Source organism: Streptosporangium sp. NPDC004379 (genome assembly GCF_042873875.1).
Lineage (GTDB): Bacteria > Actinomycetota > Actinomycetes > Streptosporangiales > Streptosporangiaceae > Streptosporangium.
Genome location: NZ_JBIAMC010000002.1, coordinates 90726 through 110213, shown reverse-complemented (window position 1 = coordinate 110213; position 19488 = coordinate 90726). Strand labels below are relative to the sequence as shown.

Here is a 19488-nt window from a genome sequence, read left to right as displayed (position 1 = left end):
CCGGGCCGCCGTCTCCCGGTTGCCGGGGCCATACCGGACGGGCCGTGACGGGGATTCGGAGGGGGCGCACAATGTGCGGTATGCGGCGGTTGTATCGGGTACGGCGGGCGGTCAACTACGCGAACCTGTCCACGCCGCTGGGGCTGCTGGTGGCGCGGGCGGGCCGGGCCAGGACCGCGCCGGGCCCCGGCGGGCTGGTCCTCGCCCACGGCTACCGCCTGCCGTTGCCGATCGCGGGCGCGTTCACCGTCGGCAACGTGGTGCTGACCAGGCACGACGAGGGCTACCTCACCGGGGCGCTGCTCCGGCACGAGGCCCGGCACACCTCGCAGTACGCGGCCTGCCTGGGCCTGCCCATGCTCCCGGCGTACGGCGTCGCGGCCGTGGTGTCCCTGCTGCTCAGCGGCCACCAGGCGGCCTGGAACGTCTTCGAGCGGCTGGCCGGCCTGGAGGACGGCGGCTACCCCCGCCGCCCGCCGCGCTGGCGCCGGTCCCGCCCGCCGCGGGACCGGCCGGGATCCGTCAGGGGTTGAGCGTCAGGGTGTGGGTGGCCGCCTTCTTCACCGCCTCCTCGTGGAAGGGCATCGGGACGGTCCTCCCGTCGGCCCACAGCGGCGCCTGGTCGGCGTAGTTGTCGTGGAAGGCGTGCCCCGACGCCCCGGTGAGGTTGATCCACTGCGACCTGTCCAGGTCCGACAGGTCGACCACCATGCGCATGGAGGGCACCGTCTGCACCGAGTAGTCCTTCTGGGCGTCCCACCCGGCCGCGTCGACCGCGTCCTTGCTGCCGCCCACCGCGAACGGCCCCCGGTTGAACAGCCACTCGATCGGGGCGATCCCCGAGGTGCCGAAGGTCTGGTTGGTGAGCGTCAGCGTGTGCAGGTCGCCCCAGCGCCAGGCCCTGACGTCCGGGCCGAGGCGGTCGCGCAGCTCGTCGTAGGCCAGGGCCATGGCGCTCCGCAGCATGTCGTCGCGGGTCTCGACGCCCTTGGTGCGGGAGTCGTCCCAGAACGGGTCGTCGGGCGTCTCCAGCATGAGGCGGACCACCTCGAACCAGCGGTCCCCGCCGGTCGGCCGGGCGCCCTCGGGCAGGTCGTCGTTGAACGTCTCGATGAGCAGGTGCCGCCAGACGGCGTTGAAGTACATCGCGGGCCCGGAGTCGGCGCCCTGGGAGTAGTCCCAGTCGCTCAGCAGCTCGCGGGCGTCCGCGGCGCCGCCGGCCACCTTCACGTCCAGCAGTCTGGGCACCAGGACGGGGGCGAAGCCGTTGCGGCTGTCCTTCTGGATCTCGCCCATCGTCGAGGCGTCCACCTTGCCCTTCTTCAGCTCGTCCTTCAGCCGGTCGGCGATGCGCTGGGAGCGGTAGCCGTACGACCAGTCCTTGGTGAGCAGGTTCGGGTAGCGCTCGGGGTCGATGACGGCGTTGTTGGCCGTCACGATGTAGCCCTCGGGCGGGTTGTAGGCGCTGGGCAGCTCGTCGAACGGGATGACGCCCTTCCAGGAGTACTCCCCGGTCCAGCCCGGCACCGGCCAGGTGCCGTCGCCCCGGCTGCGCACCGGGATGCGGCCGGGCGCCTGGTAGCCGATGTTGCCGTCGACGTCGGCGTAGACGAGGTTCTGCGCGGGCACCTCGAACCTGCTCGCCGCGGCGCGGAACTGCTGCCAGTTGCGGGCGGTGTTCAGCTCGAAGATCGCGTCGGCGGTCCGGCCGGGTTCGAGCGCCGTCCACTTCAGCGCCACGGCGTCGGCCTTCTCCCCGAAGGCGGAGTCGGCGCCGGTCATGGTGTCCTTCACGTCGTCCATGACGTCGGACACGATCGGCCCGTGCATGGTCTCGCGGACCTTGAGGCGGACCGGGTCGCCGCCCGCCACCCGGATCGTCTCGGTCCTCGTGGTCAGCGGCTTCCAGGCGCCCATGTACTGGTAGGTGTCGTCCTTGGTCCGCTCCAGGTACAGGTCGGCGACGTCGGGCCCGAGGTTGGTGAAGCCCCAGGCGATCCGGTCGTTGTGGCCGATGATCACGCCGGGCACGCCGGAGAAGGTGAACCCGGTGACGTCGAACGGGCACCCGGCGTTCACCGTACGGCAGTGCAGTCCGGCCTGGTACCACACCGAGGGCATGTTGGCCGACAGGTGGGGGTCATTGGCCAGCAGCGGCTTGCCGGACCCGGTGTGCGAGCCGCCGACCACCCAGGAGTTGGAGCCGATGCCGCTCGGGTCGGCGCTGTCGCCCATCAGGTTCGGCACCGCCCGCAGTACCCGCGAGGCGCGGGCCAGCGCCTCCACCCCGGTACCGGCCGGCGCACCCGTGCCCGCGGCGTCGGCCGGCGTGCCGGCACCCGTGCCCGCGTCGGCCGGGGCGCCCGGAGCCGTTCCGATGCCGGGCGGCGCGCCCGCGCCCGTGCCGGTGTCCGTCCCGGCGCCGGACCGCGTGGCGGCGTCCTTGTCGCCGGGCTCCCGGTTCTGGTCGAACTCACGGTCGGTGACCGTGCCGCGGGTGACGATCGGCTGGTGGGCGCCGAAGGGGTAGCCGGGCCAGAGCTGCCCGACCCGGTCGGCGGACAGCCTGCTCGCCGCGATCGCCCGGCCGATCTCGGAGTCCATGTTGGAGCGCAGGTCCCAGGCCATGGCCTTGAGCCAGGCGAGGGAGTCCACCGGGGTCCAGGGCTCGGGCTTGTAGCCGAAGTTGGTGAGCTTGAGGACCGCGTACTCCAGGCTCCGGTCGGCGAAGCCCCGGTTGCGCTCCATCCAGGAGTTCACGCCCTTGGCGTAGGCGTCGAGGTAGCGCCGGGTCCGCTCGTCGAGCAGCGGCAGCTCCTTCTCGGCCACCCTGCGCCAGCCCATGGTGCGGATGGCCTTGTCCTCGGGCAGGGTCGCCGAGCCGAACATCTCCGACAGCCGCCCGGCGGTCACGTGCCGGCGGAAATCCATCTCGAAGAAGCGGTCCTGCGCGTGCACGTAGCCCTGGGCGAGGAGGAGGTCCTCGGCGGAGTCGGCGTATATCTGGGGGATACCCGACTTGTCGCGGTAGACGGTGACCTTTCCCGACAGGCCGTCCACCTTCAGATCGCCGGAGAGCTGGGGGAAGGACGAGCGAACGGCCCATACGCCCACCCCGGCGATGACGACCGCGAGTACCACCACGACGGTGAACGCCCGAGCCAGCCACCTGAGCGGCCGGGGCATCCAGGCATACGGCCGGAACCTCACAAAGACCTCCTATGCGACGTGCTCGAACAAGTTTGGCAGCACCCTGGAGCGGGAGCGCCGCTTCCGAGCCCGCCGGGAGAGCCGTTCACAGGCCGGCCGGCAGCGCGGTCCGGGACCTCACCGCGACGAACGCCCTGGCACCCGGCGTGCGGGACCTCTGTCCGGCCCTCACGGGCCCTTCGGGAACCGGGTGGAGCGCGAGCGGTCCGGCCCTCAGGACCAGATCTGGCCCTGCGGGGTGTCGGCCACCCGTACGCCCAGGGCGGCCAGCTCGTCGCGGAGACGGTCGGAGGCGGGCCAGTCCCCGGCCTCCCGCGCCCGCTCCCGCCGGTCCAGCAGCTCGGCGGCGCCCGCGGGCAGGCTCGGGGCCCGGCCGATCTCGGACGCGAGGTCCAGGGCGAGGATCCGGTCGAGGTGGAGGAACGCCTCCAGCCGCGAGCCCGGCGCGATCGACTCGTCGCGCTCCAGCTCGCGCAGGAGCCGCAGGGCCAGCGGGGTGTCCAGGTCGTCGTCGAAGGCGTCCTCGATCGCCGAGACCCGCTCGGCGGGCATCGGCCGGCTCGGCGACTCCGACCACCCGGCCACCCGGGAGCGCCAGCGCCGCAGGGTGCGGTCCGCGGCCCGCAGGACGTCCCAGGTGAGGTTCATCTGACGGCGGTAGGGGTGCTCCAGCATCGCCAGCCGTACGGCCAGCGGATCGAGACCCGCCTCGGTGACGTCGGAGAGCAGGACGGCGTTCCCCGTCGATTTGGCCATCTTGCGGCCCTCGAAGAGCAGGTGCTCGCCGTGGACCCAGTGGGTGACCACCTCGCGGCCGGCGGCCGCGTCGGACTGGGCGCGCTCGTCCTCGTGGTGGGGGAAGCGCAGGTCGATCCCGCCGGTGTGCACGTCGACGCGCTCGCCGAGGAAGCGCAGCGACATGGCCGAGCACTCGACGTGCCAGCCGGGGAAGCCGCGCCCCCAGGGCGACTCCCAGGTCAGCTCCCGGTCGGCGGGCTTCCACAGCGCCCAGTCGGCGTGGAAGCGCTTGCGCTCGTCGACGCCCGCCACCCGGTGGCCTGGCCGCAGCCGGTCCAGCCGGTTGCCGGAGATCTCGCCGTAGGAGGGGAAGGAAGCGGCGTCGAAGAAGACCGACCCGTCGGGCGTGGCGTAGGCGTGTCCCTTCTCGATCAGCTTCGCGATCAGCTCGATCATCGCCTCGATCGTCTCGGAGGCGCGGGGGGAGTGCTCCGGCGGCCGGATGTTCAGGGCGAGGGTGTCGGCGCCGAACGCCTCCTCGTAGGACCGCGCGAGTTCGAGGGCGGAGCGGCCCTCGGCCCGCGCCCGGGCCAGGACCTTGTCCTCGCCGGTCGGGTCGATCTCGGCGTCGTCCACCAGGTGCCCGACGTCGGTGATGTTCCGGCAGACGACCACCCTGACCCCGCGCCGCTCGCAGACCCGGCGGATGAGGTCCGACAGCAGGTAGGACCGCAGGTTGCCCAGGTGCGCGTGACGGTAGACGGTCGGCCCGCAGGTGTACATGCGCATCGAGCGGGCCCCCTCGGCGAGGACCGGCTCGACCCGGCGGTTCCGCGTGTCGTACAGCCGCAACATGCCCCGAGCCTAACCGCCGCCCGCGCGCGGCGGCCCACCCGCCCGGGACCGTACGGCGCCACCCGCGGGTACGGCGCCGCCCGCGGGTACGGTCCCGCCCGCGGGCGGGGCCGGGCGGAAGGACCGCGAACCGGGCTCAGGCGGCCGTGCCGTCCAGCAGGGCCAGGATCTCCCGGTCGCCGCGCTCGCGCAGCCGCGCCAGGACCTCGTCGCGGCCCGAGCCCTCCGGCAGGCCGATCCGGGCGCCGATCAGCCGGACGCCCTCGGCCTCGGAGGCGACCGGGGCGGTGTAACCGATCAGGTGGAGCGCCCGGTTCAGCGACGGCAGGGTCGACGGGGCGGCCGGCAGGAAGCGGGTCAGCAGCTCGCCGCCGTCGGAGACGGTCAGGAAGACGTGGTCACCCTCGGAGGCGTTGGCCGCCACCAGGATCGGGCGGATCGACCCCATCGTCGGCTGGTTGTGCCAGCTGATCACCACGTCGCCCGAGGGGGTGGCGGCGGTGAGCTGACCGCCGGGGGCCATGCCCAGGTGGGCGGCGAACCCGGTGGGCAGCGGGGAACCCGAGCCGCGCAGGTGCTCGGCGTTGATGTCCACCCGGTGCCACCAGCGCCCGTCGCGGCTGCGGAAGCAGCGCCGGGTCGCCGAGACGTCACGGCGCGGCTGGTAGTCGGTCTGCTCGGCGCCGGCCACCCGGATCCATCCGCGCTGGGTGCGCTCGAAGCCGGGGCCGCCCGCGTAGGCGCGGACCGAGCTCTCGCTCACGTCGTAGCGGGAGGTGAGGTTCGCCACGATCGTGTTGACCGACTCCTCGCCGCCCGCCCGCTCGATCTCCCGGGCGATCATCTCCCGGATGCCGAGGTACTGGTCGCCGCCCCAGCGGGCCAGGCCGTACCTGTTGCGGTCGAGCCGCAGGAACCGGTCGTCGGCGGTGAGCTGGTTGCGGATGCCGACGAGGCTGTAGTCCTCGCCGATGCGCTCCTGGATCTCCTCGGGCGTCAGCGCGCTGCCCGCCACCGCGAGCACGGCCTCGGCCTTGTCGTTGACGCTGCGCGGCCACGGCACCACGTGGTTCTCGAAGACCCGGAGCTGCGGCACGGAGACGAGCCAGCGCTCGGCCACGTCCTCGCGGATGCCGAGCTGGCTGACCAGCGTGACGGCCTCGTCCAGCGGACGGGGGCCGTCGGCGAACAGCTGCCGGGTCTTCTCACGCAGCTCGTCGGACCCGCCCGCGACCAGCCAGCCGTCCACCTGCTCGTAGCCGGTCAGCAGGGTCCGCACGAACCGCCAGGCCGGGATGCCCAGCGTGGTGAGGTCGGTGCGGTGCCACGGCACCGCCGCGGCGAGGTCGTCGGCGGGCACGGCCGAACCCAGCCGGCCCCGCAGCCACGACACGTGGGCCATCAACGGCGCGGCGCCCTCGCCGGCCAGCCACGCCTCGACGTGGTCGCGCAGGTCCCGCTCGATCTGCCGGATGCGCTCCCGGGTCACCGAGAACCGCTGGGCCAGGTCGTCGAGCGTGGCGCGCTGGGAGGCGTAGAGGCGGTCCCTGGCGATGGCGCGCTGCCGCTCGTCCAGGTCGGCGAACACCTCGTCGATCAGCTCCGGCAGCGGCCGGTCCTGCCGGGCGGGACGCTGCCGGGCCGCGGCGCTCTCCGGGGTGACCGGTTCGAGCAGCCGTTCCAGCACCTCGGTGAACAGCCCGTGCACCGCCTCGCGGCCGAGCCCCTCGGACATGCGGACGCTGGCGGCCGGATCGGCGAACCTGAGCAACGGCAGGACGTCACCGAGCGTCAGATGCCCCCAGCACGTCAAAGCGAGATCGGCCAGGCGTCCTGAGACCTCGGAGGTCCCGATGGCGGCGCATGCCCGGTCGAGCGGTAGCGCCTGCCACCACGCCTCGGGGAGACGGGGATCGGTTGCGATCGGCGCCACCTGGCCGGGGGAGGTCCAGCGCAGGGGTGGCACGATGTCGCTCAGGCTGAGGTTCATTGGGGTCCAACCGCAAAAGGGGAAGATATCCGCAGTCCAGAATAGGTAGTCAGGTGGGAAGGAAGGGACTGGCGCGTCCCGTGTGAGACACGTAGAGCAGCTCTCTGGCCCGGGTGCAGGCCACGTAGAGCAGGCCGCGTTCGCGCTGCAGATCGTGCGCCCGCGCGGCGGGATCCTCCGCGGCGGGGGTGAGCGCTCCGGGGGCGGGCACGATCCCGTCGGCCACGCCGATCACGGCGACCCGCCGGAACTCCAGACCCTTCATTCCGTGCAGTGTCGTCACTCCCACCCCCAGATCGCGCAGCGCGGCCCGGGCGTCGCGCACCAGACCGGCGGTCCTGGCGGCCACCCCGATCTCCCGCGGCGGCACGCCGTCCCGGACCCACTCTCTCACCTGGACCACCAGACCGGTCAGTTCTTCCTCCGGCGAATCGTAGGCCCGCACCATCGGGCGGGGCCCGTGGCCGGGCGAGCGGAAACCGTACATCTCCTGGACGCCGGCCACCAGGCCGTCGGCGGGCCCGCCGCCGCGCAGCCGCACCGCCCAGGCGAGGATCTCCTGCGGCAGCCGGTGCGACACCCGCAGCCGCGTCGTCACCGCGTCGATGCCCACCGAGCCCAGCGGCACCCGCGTGTCGAGGACGCGCTGGTGGGGGTCGCCGACGATGAACAGGTCGTCGGGGGCGTACGGCACCGCCGCGCGCAGCAGCCGCCACTGCGCCGGATGCAGGTCCTGCGCCTCGTCCACCACGATGTGCCGGTACGGCTCGCGGACCGGCGCCTCGTCGCCCAGCAGGTCGCCGGTCGTCCGGCCGAGCAGCAGCGACGCCTCCGCCGCGAGCTGGAGCAGGGTGCGCTTGCCCCGCTCCCGCAGCCGCCCGGTGACGTGCTCGACGGCCCGCCACACGGACTCCCGCTCCTCGGGCCCGAGGTCCACGCCGCGGCCCGGACGGGGCGCGGCGAGATACTCCTCCATCGTCCGCAGGTTCTGCGCCAGCACCACCTGCTCCCACTCGCGCAGCAGGAACGCCGGGCTGTGGCCGCCGCCGCTCTCCTCCCAGAGCGCGGCCAGGTCGGCGGAGTCGGCCAGCGCGGGCGCGCGCCCCTCGACCCCGGAGACGACCCGGTGCGCCAGGCGGTCGACGTTGCCGACCTCGATCCGCTCCCGGACCTCCTCGTCCTCGACCAGCAGGTCCAGCCGGGCGGACAACTCGGCGCTCAGCTTCTGCGAGAACGTGACCAGCAGCACCGGGCCCGCGCCGCGCCGGGCCAGGAAGGCGGCCCGGTGCAGGGCCACGAGGGTCTTGCCGGTGCCCGCGCCGCCGGTGACCAGCACCGGCCGCTCGTACGGCCCGTGGTAGGCCAGCCGATGCTGCGGCGGGTGCAGGAACACGCACCAGTCCGGGGCGTCGAGCACGTGGTTCAGCTCGTGCGGGCTGCCGACGAAGACGGCCCGGTCCGGGCTGCGCAGGAGCGCGGCGGCGAGGTCGTCCGGATCGATCGGGCGTCCGTCCGGGGGGACCGCGCGGCAGGCGTCCAGCTCCCGCCACGCCCCGGCCAGCGACTCGCCCCGGGCCAGCGCGGCGAGCGGCTGGTACTGCGTCGGGGGCAGCAGCGGCTCCAGCGCCTCCAGGGCGAGGTCGTCGGTGATCAGCCGGACCAGCGGCAGCAACCGCCGGTCGACGCCCAGCTCGGCCAGGTCGGTGTCGCAGTTGTCGGCGAACAGCCGCGCGGAGGTGGCGGACGCGGCCCGGCGCAGCGCGGGCTCGGCCCGGCCGAGCGCCTCGGCGTCCCACGTCTCGACCACGCCCAGGGCGGTGTTGACCCCGAACCGGTGGCGACGGCCGTAGGCCCACGCCTCGGCGTCGGGCAGCACGGTCAGCAGCCAGTGGACGTCGCGCTGCCTGACCACGACGCCGCGGTGCCCCTCGGCCAGCCGGAGGGTGGCGACCCTGGGGTCGCCGGCCCCCCTGATCCGCTCCGGGTGCGGCGCGCCCGCCACGCCCTGCATGAACCGGCGCACCGCGACGACGACGTCCCGGCGCGCCGGCTGGGCCAGGGCGCCGAGTTCCAGGGGGAACTCCGGGGAGATGGCGAGCCGCGGCATCGGCTACGCCATCAGGGACAGCAGGTCGCGGTCCCCGCGCTCTCGCAGCCGGCTGAGCAGGTCGGGCGAGCTGATCGGTCCCGTCATGCCGACCCGGGTGGCGATGACCCGTACGGCCTGCTCGGGGGTGCCGCCCAGGGCGGTGTAGCCGACCAGCCGGAGCGCCCGGGAGAGCGGCTCGTCACCCGGGTCCGCCGCGGGCAGGTGCCTGGCGCGCAGCACCCCCTCGTCCGACAGCGTCAGGAACAGGTGGCTCCCCTCCTTGGCGCCCACGTCGGCGAGGAGCGGCCCCAGCGACGAGAGGACGGGCCCCTCGCGCCAGCTCAGCGTGACCTCGCCCACCGCGCTGTCGACCGTACGGGCCGCGCCGGGCGACATGCCCAGGTAGGCGGCGAAACCGCTGGGCAGCGGGCAGTCGTCGCCCCGCAGGTGCTCGGCGGCGATGTCGACCCGCAGCCACCAGCGGCCGTCCGGCTGCCGGAAGCAGCGCCGGGTCACCGCGACGTCCTTCAGCGGGCGGAACGGCGACCGGCCCGCCTGCCCCGCCGCGCCGGGCCGTCCTCCGGTCCCGCCGGGCGGCCGGTCCGCCTCCCCGGAGGGGGTGTCCGGCTCCCGGCCCGCGTTCTCCGCCGAGGCCCGCGGCACGGGGGCTCCGGCTCTGTCCCCGGCCTTCGCGTTGGCTTTGTCCCCGCTTTTGTCCCCGCTTTTGTCCCCGGCCCCCTTCGGTTCCTTGGGGCCCCTGGAGTCCTTCGGCCCCCTGGCCTCCTTGGAGCGCCCGGTCTGGGATCCGCCGCCCTGACGCTGGGGGGTCTTCTGCCCGGCGCTGAGGATGCGGAGCTGGGGGACGTTCTCCAGCCACTCCTTGGACACGTCGGGGTGGATGCCCAGCGAGGCGACCAGTGACAGCGCCTTGGTCATGGTCAGCGGCGGCTTCGCCTGGCTGATCACGTCGCGGGTGTGGTGGCGCAGCTCCACGATGTCGCCCTCCACCAGCCACTCGTCGACCAGGTGGTAGCCGTCCAGGGTGGCCAGCACGAACTGCCAGGCCGGCACGTCGAGGGAGGGCAGCTCCCGCCGGTGCCAGCCGGCGGCCGAGACCAGGCGCGACTTCGGAGCCGCCTTGCCGAGGGTCCGCCTGACCTCCGCCAGATGCTCCCGGTACGGCGCCGCCTCCGGCGAGGCGAGCCACTCGGCGAGCCGCCGCCGCAGGTCCGCCTCCGCCTCTGCGATGGCGGCGGGCGGCACCGCGAAGAGCTTGGCCAGCGCCTCCACCGCCGCGGGGTCGTCGCTGAACACCCTGTTCTGCGCGACGGCCCAGCTCCGGTCGTCCAGGTCGGCGAAGGCCGCGTCCAGCAGGGCGGGGAGGTCGGGGGACGCGGGCTCTCCGGCGGGCCCGGCCTGGTCCGCGGCGTCCCCGGCCTGGTCCGCGGCGTCCCCGGCCGGGGCTCCGGCGTCCGCGGCGACCGGTGACGCGGTGACCGGCGGCGCGGCGGCCGGCGACGCCACGGCCGGTGGCACCGCGGGGTCCGGCTCGGCCCCGGCCACGGAGGCCGGCTCGGATTCGGCGGTCGGCTCGGGTCCGGAAATCGGCTCGGGTTCGGAAGCCGGCTCGGCCACGGGGTCCGGTTCGGACTCGGCGGCGGGACCGGCGGCGGGTCCGGGTTCGGCGCCGGGCTCGGGTGCGGCGGCCGGTCTGACGGCCGGTCCGGCGTCGGGAACGGCCTCGGATGCCGGCGCGGGCTCGGGTTCGGCGGCCGGTTCACGTTCGGGGCCGGACACCGGGGCGGCGGCCGGCTCGGGTCCGGCCGCGCGGGCGGGTTGCGGGACGGATTCCGGAAGCGGTTCCGGGACGGATCCCGGAAGCGGCTCGGGCCCGGCGCCGGAGACCGGTCCGGCTCCGGCCTCGGCTCCGGTCCGCCCGGGATGGGCGAAGCGGTCGAGCACCGCGCCGAACAGCACGTGCACCACGGGGAACGCCTGAATGAAGGGCTGGTCGCGCAGCTCGCGGCCGGTGAGGGCGAGCAGGCCCGCCCAGGAGCCGGTGCGGTCGAGGGCGATGGCGGTGCACGGCTCGTCCGCCTCGTCGGGGTCCAGGACGTACAGCGCGGGCAGCACGTCGCCCACGGCGGCGGCCGGCCAGTGGTCCAGGGCGATCCGGGCCAGCAGCTCCGCGAGCCGGTCCGGGCCCAGCACGGCCAGCACCCGGTGCAGCGGCAGGCTGCGCCACCAGGCGTCCGGCAGATCGGGCTGGTCGGCCAGCTCCGGGATCGTGCCCGCGTCGCTCCAGCGCAGCGGCGGCACGAGGTCACTCAGACAGAAGTTCATCCGCTCCCCTTCCAGCCCCTCCAGCCGCCCGATCCGCTTCACGTCGCCGGGGAACGAGACTTATGGAACAGACCATAGTCTGGCAAATCACCCCGGCGCATCGGGCCGGTTCAGCGGCGTACGGCCGCGAATCTGAGCCGCACGTAATCCGCCATCCAACCGGTCTCCCGGCGCAGCGCGGGAGCGGCCAGCTCGTTGACCCGGCGCAGCAGCGAATCGACCATCCCGGCGGGGAGCGTGCGGAGCAGTGACCCGGCGAACATCCGCACCCAGCCGGCCGCCCCGTCGGGGCACTCGTCCATGGGGGTCGGCCGGTCGAAGTACTCCAGCAGCCGGACGACGAACCCGCCCCGCTCCAGCCGCGCGGCGTACTCGGCCGGGGTCGGGAAGTACCACGGCAGGTCGGGCTCGGGCAGCCCGTGCTCCCGCCAGGCGGTGGACATCGCCGCCGTCAGCGCGGCGCAGTTGCCCGCGCCGCCCATCTCGGCGACGAACCGCCCGCCCGGGGTCAGCGCCTCCCGCACACTGGCGATCACCGCGTCCGGATCGCGGCCCATCCAGTGCAGCGCGGCGTTGGAGAAGACCGCGTCGTACGGCTGGGCGACCGTGAAGTCGCCGCCGTCGCCGACGATGAAGTCGATCCCGGGATACCGCGCCAGGGCCTTCTCGATCATCGCCGTCGAACCGTCGATCCCCAGGACGCGGGCGCCCCGGGCGGCGATCTCGGCGCTCAGCACCCCGATGCCGCAGCCGAGGTCGACGACCCGCTCGCCCGGCCGCGGGTCCAGCAGGTCGACCAGGGGCGCGCCGTACGCGGAGACGTATCCGAAGCCGGTGTCGTGGGCGCTCCACCTCGTCATGCCGGGGGTGTCGTGTAGCAAGACGTCAGCTCTCTTCCGAACACCACGGGCCTCTTGCCGGTGCTCTCCGGACACTTTAGAGCCTCGGAGATGCCCCGACATGTCAGTCCCGTGAGCCCCTCCGGCCGGCGGACGTCCCGCGAGTCCCCAGGGTTCCACTCCGCGGATCTTCGCCGTGGTGAGGGGCCGCCTGCACGACCGCGGCGGGCGAAAGGTTCCGCACGACGGAACCGCGGGTCAGCCGGTCTTCCTGCCGTCCCAGCGGTGCCGGAGATAGCCCTTGGCCGCGTCGATCTCCGACACGGTGAGGTAGACGGGCTCGGCCCTGGTCGCGGGCAGCTTCGCCGCCAGCGCTCCGTCCAGGGCGTCGCGCATCCGCAGGGCCTCCATCCGCGCCGGGCGGGCGTAGCCCTTCATCATGAGGTTCTGGCCCCGGTCGGAGAACAGGAACTCCTCCCACAGCCGCGCGGCGGCCGGGTGCGGCGCGTTCCTGCTGATCGCCTGCACGTAGTAGCCCGCGAGCGCGGTGCCGCCCGGGACGACGACCTTCCAGCCGGGCCGGCCCGCCCCGGCCGCCGCGGCGGCCCGCGTGGCGTTCTGGTAGTCCCAGTCGATGACGGCGTTGGCCGTCCGCTCCCCGGGCGCGAGGTTGCCCGCCTTGCGCAGGCGGTCGAAGAACTCCACGCCCCGCTCCACCTCGGCGCCGCCGTCGCCGAGGGAGACCGCCATCACCCCGCCGAAGGCCGCCGCGGACTGCCGGGGGTCGCCGGGCAGCGCGACGCGGTAGCCGGGCCGCAGCAGGTCGGCGTAGGACGACGGGGCCGCGACCTTCGAGGAGTCGTAGGCGATGGACATGTAGCCGCCGTACGCGGCGTACCAGCGCCCCGCGGGATCCTTGACGCGGTCGGGGACGTCCAGCCAGCCCTGCACCCGATAGGGGGCGAAGGAGCCCGCGTGGGCGGCGGCGACCTCCAGGCTCAGGTCGAACACGTCGGGCTTGAGCCGGCCCGCGGCCTGGATCTCCCGCTGGCTGCTCGCGCCGGGTTCGAGCTGCTCGACCTTGATCCCGTACTCCCGGGAGAAGGTGTCGATGATCTCGCCGTAGTTGATCCAGTCACGCGGCAGCCCGATCACGGTGAGCGTGCCCTCCTTGCGGGCCGCCTCGACCAGGCGGTCCATGGTCGAGAACCCCTCCCGCATGGAGGCGGCGTCCACCTTGACCGGTGGAAGCGGCCTGGTCTCGGTAGCCGGGGCGCCACACCCGGCGATCGTGGCGACGAGGGCCACGGCGGCGGCGCTGATGCGTACGGTCACCCACCGGATACTCGCCGCGACGCGCGGGGCGGTCGAGGAGGCGCGACCGTTCTTGGGAAAGGGGTTACGCCGGAAAGGGTCCCGGTGTCCCGCGGACGTGCCGCCGGTGCGCGGACGCGGGCCCCGGGGAGCGGGCCTAACCCCGGCGTTCCGGCACCACCCTGGCCGCCGCGAGCGTGTCCTCGGCGATCTCCACCAGGGAGCCGTCGCGCCTGCGCACGCCCAGCGTGCCGCCGTGCCAGAACTCCAGCACGCCCACCGCGTCCCGGAAGCCTTCGGGGACCCGTCGTCGCGTGGTTACCCTTTTTCCCACGTCGGATGGGGTTATGGTGATGACGAGGCGAGCGCCGAGGCCTGGGGCCACTGTTTTTGCCCCCTCCCGTTTCGGACATGTGACGGGCACGGCAATACTAGGGCGTAGCAACCCCGCGGTCGAAGTCGCGCCCAGGTGCGTAAAGGAAGAAGGAGCCCCAGGTGACCTACGTCATCGCGCAGCCTTGCGTGGACGTCCTTGACAAGGCGTGCATCGAGGAGTGCCCCGTCGATTGCATCTACGAGGGTGAGCGCATGCTCTACATCCACCCCGACGAGTGCGTGGACTGCGGTGCGTGCGAACCCGTCTGCCCCGTCGAGGCCATCTTCTACGAGGACGACCTTCCCGAGCAGTGGAAGGACTTCTACAAGGCCAACGTGGAGTTCTTCGAGGAGCTCGGGTCGCCCGGCGGCGCCTCCAAGGTCGGCAAGATCGAAAAGGACCACCCGGTCGTCTCGGTCCTGCCCCCGCAGGCCGAGGACCACTGAGCGAACGCCGGCGGGCGGCGGCGGCCCCTGGCCGCCCCGCCCGGCGAGGTTCCGCCCTCCACGGCGGGGCCGCCCGGCCCCGCCGTGCGGGGCCGCACCGATGACAAGCCGTCTCCCGCGCCGGCGGGGGAGACCTCCAGCGGGGGAGAGCCGTGATCGATCTGCCTGACTTCCCATGGGACCGGCTCACGCCGCTGAAGAAGCTCGCGGGGTCGCATCCCGAGGGGATCGTCGACCTGTCGGTGGGCACCCCCGTCGATCCGGTCCCCGCCCTGGTACGGCAGGCCCTGTCGGACGCCTCCGACAGCCCCGGCTACCCGCTCACCCACGGCACCGAGCGGCTCCGCGCCGCCGCGGCCGGCTGGCTGCGGCGCAGGCACGGGGTGACCGTCGACCAGGCGGACGTGCTTCCGCTGATCGGCTCCAAGGAGCTGGTGGCCTGGCTGCCCACGCTGCTCGGCGTCGGACCCGGGCAGCGGGTCGTCCTCCCCGAGCTGGCCTACCCGACCTACGACGTCGGGGCCCGCCTCGCGGGCGCCGAGCCGTACGCCACCGACGGGCTGCTCTCGCTCGGCCCGGAGCGGGTGCCGCTGGTCTGGGTCAACTCCCCGTCCAACCCGACCGGCAGGGTCCTGCCGGCCGAGCACCTGCGGAAGGTCGTCGCCTGGGCGCGCGAGCGCGGGGCCGTCATCGCCTCCGACGAGTGCTACATCGAGCTGGGCTGGGAGGAACAGCCGATCTCGATCCTGCACCCGGACGTGTGCGGCGGCTCGCACGAGGGCCTGCTCGCGGTGCACTCGCTGTCCAAGCGTTCCAACCTGGCGGGATACCGCGCCGGGTTCGTCACGGGCGACCCCGCGCTGGTCCGGCGGCTGCTGGAGGTCCGCAAGCACGCCGGCATGATCGTGCCGGGGCCGGTGCAGGCGGCGGCCGCCGCCGCCCTGGACGACGACGGGCACGCCGAGGAGCAGCGTGCCCGCTACGCCGCCCGGCGCGCGGTGCTGCGTCCCGCCCTGGAGGCGGCCGGCTGGAAGATCGACCACTCCGCCGCCGGGCTGTACCTCTGGGCGTCCAACGGCGCCGACTGCTGGGCGCAGGTCCGGGAGCTGGCGGAGAAGGGCGTCCTGGTGGCCCCCGGCGACTTCTACGGCCCGGCCGGCGCGTCGCATGTCCGGATCGCGGTGACTGCGACGGATGAGCGGATAAGTGCGGCGGTGCGACGCCTCCAGTAGGATCCGGCGGCATGACCTCTGGGGCCGCCGTGGCAGTCGGACTGGGCGTGGTCGCCCTCGTCCTGCTGGCCGGTGTGCTCCTGGTGGCCGCCCGGCGGGGCGGGCGGCGCTCCGCGCGCCGTTCCCCCGGACCCCCCGCGCGAGCCGTGCCCCCCGGGGCCGAGACCGGGACCGGGGCCGCGCCGCCGTCCCCCGGGGCCGCGCTACCGTTCACGCCGTCGCCGTCCGGGCCGGAGGCGGGCCACGCCGGCGTCGACTACCCGGACCCCCGCGCCATCAAGGTGGGCGACACCATCGAGTGCCAGGGCGCGCGGAGCCGCGTCATGGGCGCCCTGTACCTGTCGTGGCAGGGCGACCAGTGGGTCGAGTACCTCCTCGACGACGGCTCCCGCCGCGACCGGTGGCTGTCGATCGAGACGCGTCCCGGCTCCGACGGCGCGCTCCACCTAGAGGTTCTGCTGTGGACGCGGGTGCCCACCCAGGGCATGATCCCCGCGAAGACCACGCTGACCGTCGAGGGGGTCGAGTTCTTCCCGGTGGAGCGCGGCACGGCGGCCTTCCGCGGGGAGGGCGTCAGCATGCCCGAGCGGGGACTGCTCGACTTCGCCGAATACCGCGCCGCCGACGGCCGCCTGCTCAGCTTCGAACGGCTCCAGGGTCACCGCTGGAGGTCCTTCCACGCCCAGCCGCTGCCGCCCGGGTCGATCACCTTCCACCGGCGCGCCGACCTCACCTGACGGGCCCGGCCCGTCAGGAGATCTCGACCCGCCCCGCCGACGCCGCGGCGTCCGGACGCCAGCCGTCCTCGCCCTTCGCCGACGTCCAGGCCCGGCCGTCGTAGCGGATCCGGCGCAGCCCGAACTCCTGGGCGTGCGCCACCGACCAGGAGGCCACCAGCCAGCCACGCCTGCGCGAGTCGGTGTCGAGCGTGGCGCCCGGCCCCAGGGCGCGGGCCAGCCGCCGCCTGGCCCGCTCGTCCGCGGGCAGCGGTGTCGCGCTCGCCGCCGCCGTGGCGCGGGCGGCCGTGGGGCTCTTGCTCGGCTTCGGGGGGAACCAGCAGTGCACGGCCCCCGGCACCCGTCCGGTGAACGCCGCGGCCAGGATCTTCCCGTCGTCCTCGTGCTGGGCGTAGGCCGACCCGTCGGCCGAACGCTGCACCCGCTGGGCCGCCTCGTGGAGCGGCAGCCTGCGGTAGTTCTTGACCTTCACCAGCGCCGAGAAGAACTTCCCCGTGGCGTAGACGGGGTCCACGAGCTGCTCGGGCCTGCCCCAGCCCTGGGAGGGCCGCTGCTGGAACACCCCCACCGAGTCGCGGTCGCCGTAGGTGAGGTTGTAGAGCTTGGACTCCTGGATGCCGGTGGCGTAGGCGATGACCACGGCCCGCTCGGGCAGCTTCCTGCGGGCCGCCACCGCCGCGATGACCGCGGCGACCTGGGCCTGCTCGATGTCCAGGTCGCGGGTGCCCTGCGGGGTCTTGACCCGGCAGCCCTCGCCGGGCCCGGCGAGGGTGGGGACCCGGTGGAGCAGCTTGAAGACGCCCACGGTGATGGCCACCGCGAGCACGACCACGATCACGATGATCGCGATGACCCCTTTGGAGAAGCGCCGTCGCACCCTGAAGAACCTACCGGTCCGGCGAGGTGCGGAGATCCGTTCCCGGGCCGGTCCACCCGGTCGTGGCGGGCCCGCCGACCGGCCGGGCGCCCACGCGGAGCCCGCCGTGCCGGAGCCCGCCGTGCCGGAGCCCGCCGTGCCGGGGTCCGTGGTACGGGGTCCGTGGTACGGGGTCCGTGGTACGGGGTCCGTCGTACGGAGCCCTCCCCGCGGAACCGGCCGTGGCGGCCCGCCGTACGGTCACGTGCCCTCGGGAGGGCCGTGGCCGGGCCGGTAGGGTCGCGGGCATGAGTACGCGTCTGGATCTCACACAGGACGTCGGCGCGCTCACCGCGCGGATCGTGGACGTCGAGTCGGTCAGCGGCCACGAGAAGGCGCTGGCCGACGCGGTCGAGGAGGCGCTGCGGGCGCTGCCGCACCTGACGGTGCACCGCGACGGCGACGCGGTCGTCGCCCGCACCGGACTGGGCCGCGGCGAGCGGGTGGTGATCGCCGGGCACATCGACACCGTGCCGGTCGCCGGCAACCTGCCGAGCCGGGTCGAGGACGGCCTGCTGTACGGCTGCGGCACCTCCGACATGAAGTCCGGCGTGGCGGTCGCGCTGCGGCTGGCCGCCGCGCTGCCGGAGCCGGGCCGGGACGTCACGTACGTCTTCTACGACTGCGAGGAGATCGAGGCCGAGCGCAACGGCCTGCTCCGGCTCAGCCGCCGGTGTCCCGACTGGCTCGCCGGGGACTTCGCGGTGCTCATGGAGCCCACCGACGGCGTGGTCGAGGGCGGCTGCCAGGGCACGCTGCGGGCGCAGGTCGTCACCCGCGGCAAGCGCGCGCACAGCGCCCGGTCCTGGTTCGGGGTCAACGCCGTCCACGCGGCCGGGCCGGTCCTGGCGATCCTCGACGGCTACCGCGCCAGGCGGCCCGTCGTGGACGGGCTGGAGTACCACGAGGGCCTGAACGCGGTCGCGATCAACGGCGGCGTCGCCGGCAACGTGATCCCCGACGAGTGCGTGGTGACCGTCAACTACCGCTTCGCCCCGGACCTGTCGCTGGAGGCGGCCCGGGACCACGTGCTCGAGGTGTTCGACGGGTTCGAGGTCCGTTTCACCGACGGGGCACCCGGCGCGCGGCCCGGCCTGTCCCATCCGGTGGCCGCGGCCTTCCTGTCGGCCGTCGGCGGTGAGCCGCGGGCCAAACTCGGCTGGACCGACGTCTCGCTCTTCTCCGGTCTCGGTGTCCCGGCGGTGAACTACGGGCCCGGAGATCCCGATCTCGCGCACCAGCGGGGGGAGTACGTCACGCTGGAGAAGATCGTCGAGTGCGAGCGCAGAATGCTCGACTGGCTGGGCTGACGGCCGGCACGCCCGGCGGTCCGCGTGCCCGGTCGTCCGGGCCGACGGCCCGCCCGGCGAGCCGGACGGGCCGGGGCCCAAATGAAAGTGGCTTTCCTCGTCGGCCATTTGACGGGGAAAGCCACTTTCAGTCCCGAGCAGCACCCTCGGCGGTTAGACGCGCGTTCGGCGAAATCCGGTTCCGTGTTCGCCGGGAGATTTTTCAAGATTTTTGTTGAACGGGCTAGCGTGTTCGGCATGAAGAAGACACGCCCGGAACGCCGGCAGGGTCCCTCCCTGATGCGCGGCGCCCTCGTTTCCGACTCCACCCATGACCAGAGGCTCCTCGACCGCAGGGGGCCGGCGGACTGGCTGCACATGGACCCCTGGCGGGTGATGCGCATCCAGGCGGAGTTCGTGGAGGGCTTCGGCCAGCTCGCCGAGCTGCCCCAGGCGGTCACCGTCTTCGGGTCCGCGCGGACCAAGGAGGGCACGCCCGAGTACGAGATGGGCATCGAGCTCGGCCGCAAGCTCTCCGAGGCCGGCTACGCCGTGATCACCGGGGGCGGGCCCGGCTGCATGGAGGCGGCCAACCGGGGCGCCAGGGAGGCGGGCGGCGTCTCCGTGGGCCTGGGCATCGAGCTCCCCTTCGAACAGCAGATGAACGAGTACGTCGACCTCGGCATCGAGTTCCGCTACTTCTTCGTCCGCAAGACCATGTTCGTGAAGTACGCGTGCGGGTTCGTGACGCTCCCCGGCGGCTTCGGCACGCTGGACGAGCTGTTCGAGGCGCTGACCCTGGTGCAGACCCGCAAGGTGACCTCCTTCCCCGTGGTGCTCCTGGGCACCGAGTACTGGGGCGGCCTGCTCGACTGGATGAGGACCACCCTGGTGGGCTCCGGCAAGATCTCCCCGGCCGACGTCGACCTGATCCACGTCACCGACGACGTGGACGAGGCCGTACGGATCATCACCGACGCCGACCGGAACCGGTCGCGGCGGCTTCAGGAGGAGGAGCGGGCGGCCGCGGAGATGGTCGGCGACGCGCAGTGAAGCCGTCGCCCGGAGGAGCCCCCGCGCGGTGGGGGCCTCGCACGGTGGGGGCCTCGCACGG

At 73.9% G+C, this 19488-nt stretch carries 15 protein-coding genes; 6 read left to right on the top strand and 9 right to left on the bottom strand.

Translation table 11 applies throughout. The annotated features are described in order from the left end of the window. Positions 1–80 precede the first annotated feature (80 nt). Complete coding sequence (locus ACFYSC_RS04560; RefSeq protein WP_389956588.1) at positions 81–533, top strand: hypothetical protein; 453 nt, start codon at positions 81–83, stop codon at positions 531–533. Here ACFYSC_RS04560 and ACFYSC_RS04555 read toward each other — a convergent pair. From ACFYSC_RS04555 to ACFYSC_RS04520, 8 genes are all read right to left on the bottom strand, one after another. After that, positions 523–3186, bottom strand: coding sequence for a penicillin acylase family protein (locus tag ACFYSC_RS04555; RefSeq protein ID WP_389957924.1), 2664 nt, complete (start codon positions 3184–3186; stop codon positions 523–525). The genes ACFYSC_RS04560 and ACFYSC_RS04555 overlap by 11 nt on opposite strands. 237 nt (positions 3187–3423) lie before the next feature. After that, positions 3424–4803, bottom strand: coding sequence for a cysteine--tRNA ligase (gene cysS / locus ACFYSC_RS04550; protein ID WP_389956585.1), 1380 nt, complete (start codon positions 4801–4803; stop codon positions 3424–3426). A 136-nt stretch (positions 4804–4939) separates the two neighbouring features. After that, complete coding sequence (locus tag ACFYSC_RS04545) at positions 4940–6793, bottom strand: sigma factor-like helix-turn-helix DNA-binding protein (protein WP_389956582.1); 1854 nt, start codon at positions 6791–6793, stop codon at positions 4940–4942. A gap of 49 nt (positions 6794–6842) precedes the next feature. Then, positions 6843–8900 (bottom strand): UvrD-helicase domain-containing protein, encoded by a 2058-nt coding sequence (locus ACFYSC_RS04540; protein ID WP_389956579.1) that lies wholly within the window; start codon positions 8898–8900, stop codon positions 6843–6845. A 3-nt stretch (positions 8901–8903) separates the two neighbouring features. Then, a complete protein-coding gene (locus ACFYSC_RS04535; RefSeq protein ID WP_389956577.1) occupies positions 8904–11225 on the bottom strand; it encodes a hypothetical protein in 2322 nt (773 codons plus the stop codon). A gap of 110 nt (positions 11226–11335) precedes the next feature. Beyond that, on the bottom strand, positions 11336–12085 hold the full coding sequence (locus ACFYSC_RS04530; RefSeq protein ID WP_389956574.1) for a class I SAM-dependent methyltransferase: 750 nt from the start codon (positions 12083–12085) through the stop codon (positions 11336–11338). A 237-nt stretch (positions 12086–12322) separates the two neighbouring features. Continuing rightward, positions 12323–13399 carry an ABC transporter substrate-binding protein gene (locus tag ACFYSC_RS04525; protein ID WP_389956572.1) on the bottom strand — a complete coding sequence of 359 codons (1077 nt, stop codon included), beginning with the start codon at positions 13397–13399 and terminating at the stop codon, positions 12323–12325. 136 nt (positions 13400–13535) lie between these two features. Beyond that, entirely contained in the window at positions 13536–13712 is a 177-nt protein-coding gene (locus ACFYSC_RS04520) for a hypothetical protein (protein WP_362946561.1), read from the bottom strand. A 161-nt stretch (positions 13713–13873) separates the two neighbouring features. Here ACFYSC_RS04520 and fdxA point away from each other — a divergent pair, with 161 nt between their 5' ends. The 3 genes from fdxA to ACFYSC_RS04505 all read left to right on the top strand — a co-directional run bounded on the left by fdxA (position 13874) and on the right by ACFYSC_RS04505 (position 16169). Continuing rightward, positions 13874–14200: a ferredoxin gene (gene fdxA, locus ACFYSC_RS04515; RefSeq protein ID WP_389956567.1), complete on the top strand. Its 327-nt coding sequence runs from the start codon at positions 13874–13876 to the stop codon at positions 14198–14200. Positions 14201–14352: 152 nt separating this feature from the next. Beyond that, complete coding sequence (gene dapC, locus ACFYSC_RS04510) at positions 14353–15432, top strand: succinyldiaminopimelate transaminase (RefSeq protein ID WP_389956564.1); 1080 nt, start codon at positions 14353–14355, stop codon at positions 15430–15432. A gap of 11 nt (positions 15433–15443) precedes the next feature. Next, a complete protein-coding gene (locus ACFYSC_RS04505; RefSeq protein WP_389956561.1) occupies positions 15444–16169 on the top strand; it encodes a DUF4178 domain-containing protein in 726 nt (241 codons plus the stop codon). A 13-nt stretch (positions 16170–16182) separates the two neighbouring features. On the opposite strand, the gene ACFYSC_RS04500 is transcribed toward ACFYSC_RS04505, so the two are convergent. Continuing rightward, complete coding sequence (locus tag ACFYSC_RS04500) at positions 16183–17046, bottom strand: hypothetical protein (RefSeq protein ID WP_389956558.1); 864 nt, start codon at positions 17044–17046, stop codon at positions 16183–16185. Positions 17047–17333: 287 nt separating this feature from the next. Here ACFYSC_RS04500 and dapE point away from each other — a divergent pair, with 287 nt between their 5' ends. Continuing rightward, complete coding sequence (gene dapE / locus ACFYSC_RS04495) at positions 17334–18395, top strand: succinyl-diaminopimelate desuccinylase (protein ID WP_389956555.1); 1062 nt, start codon at positions 17334–17336, stop codon at positions 18393–18395. A 237-nt stretch (positions 18396–18632) separates the two neighbouring features. Then, a complete protein-coding gene (locus ACFYSC_RS04490) occupies positions 18633–19427 on the top strand; it encodes a TIGR00730 family Rossman fold protein (protein WP_389956552.1) in 795 nt (264 codons plus the stop codon). Positions 19428–19488: the final 61 nt, after the last annotated feature.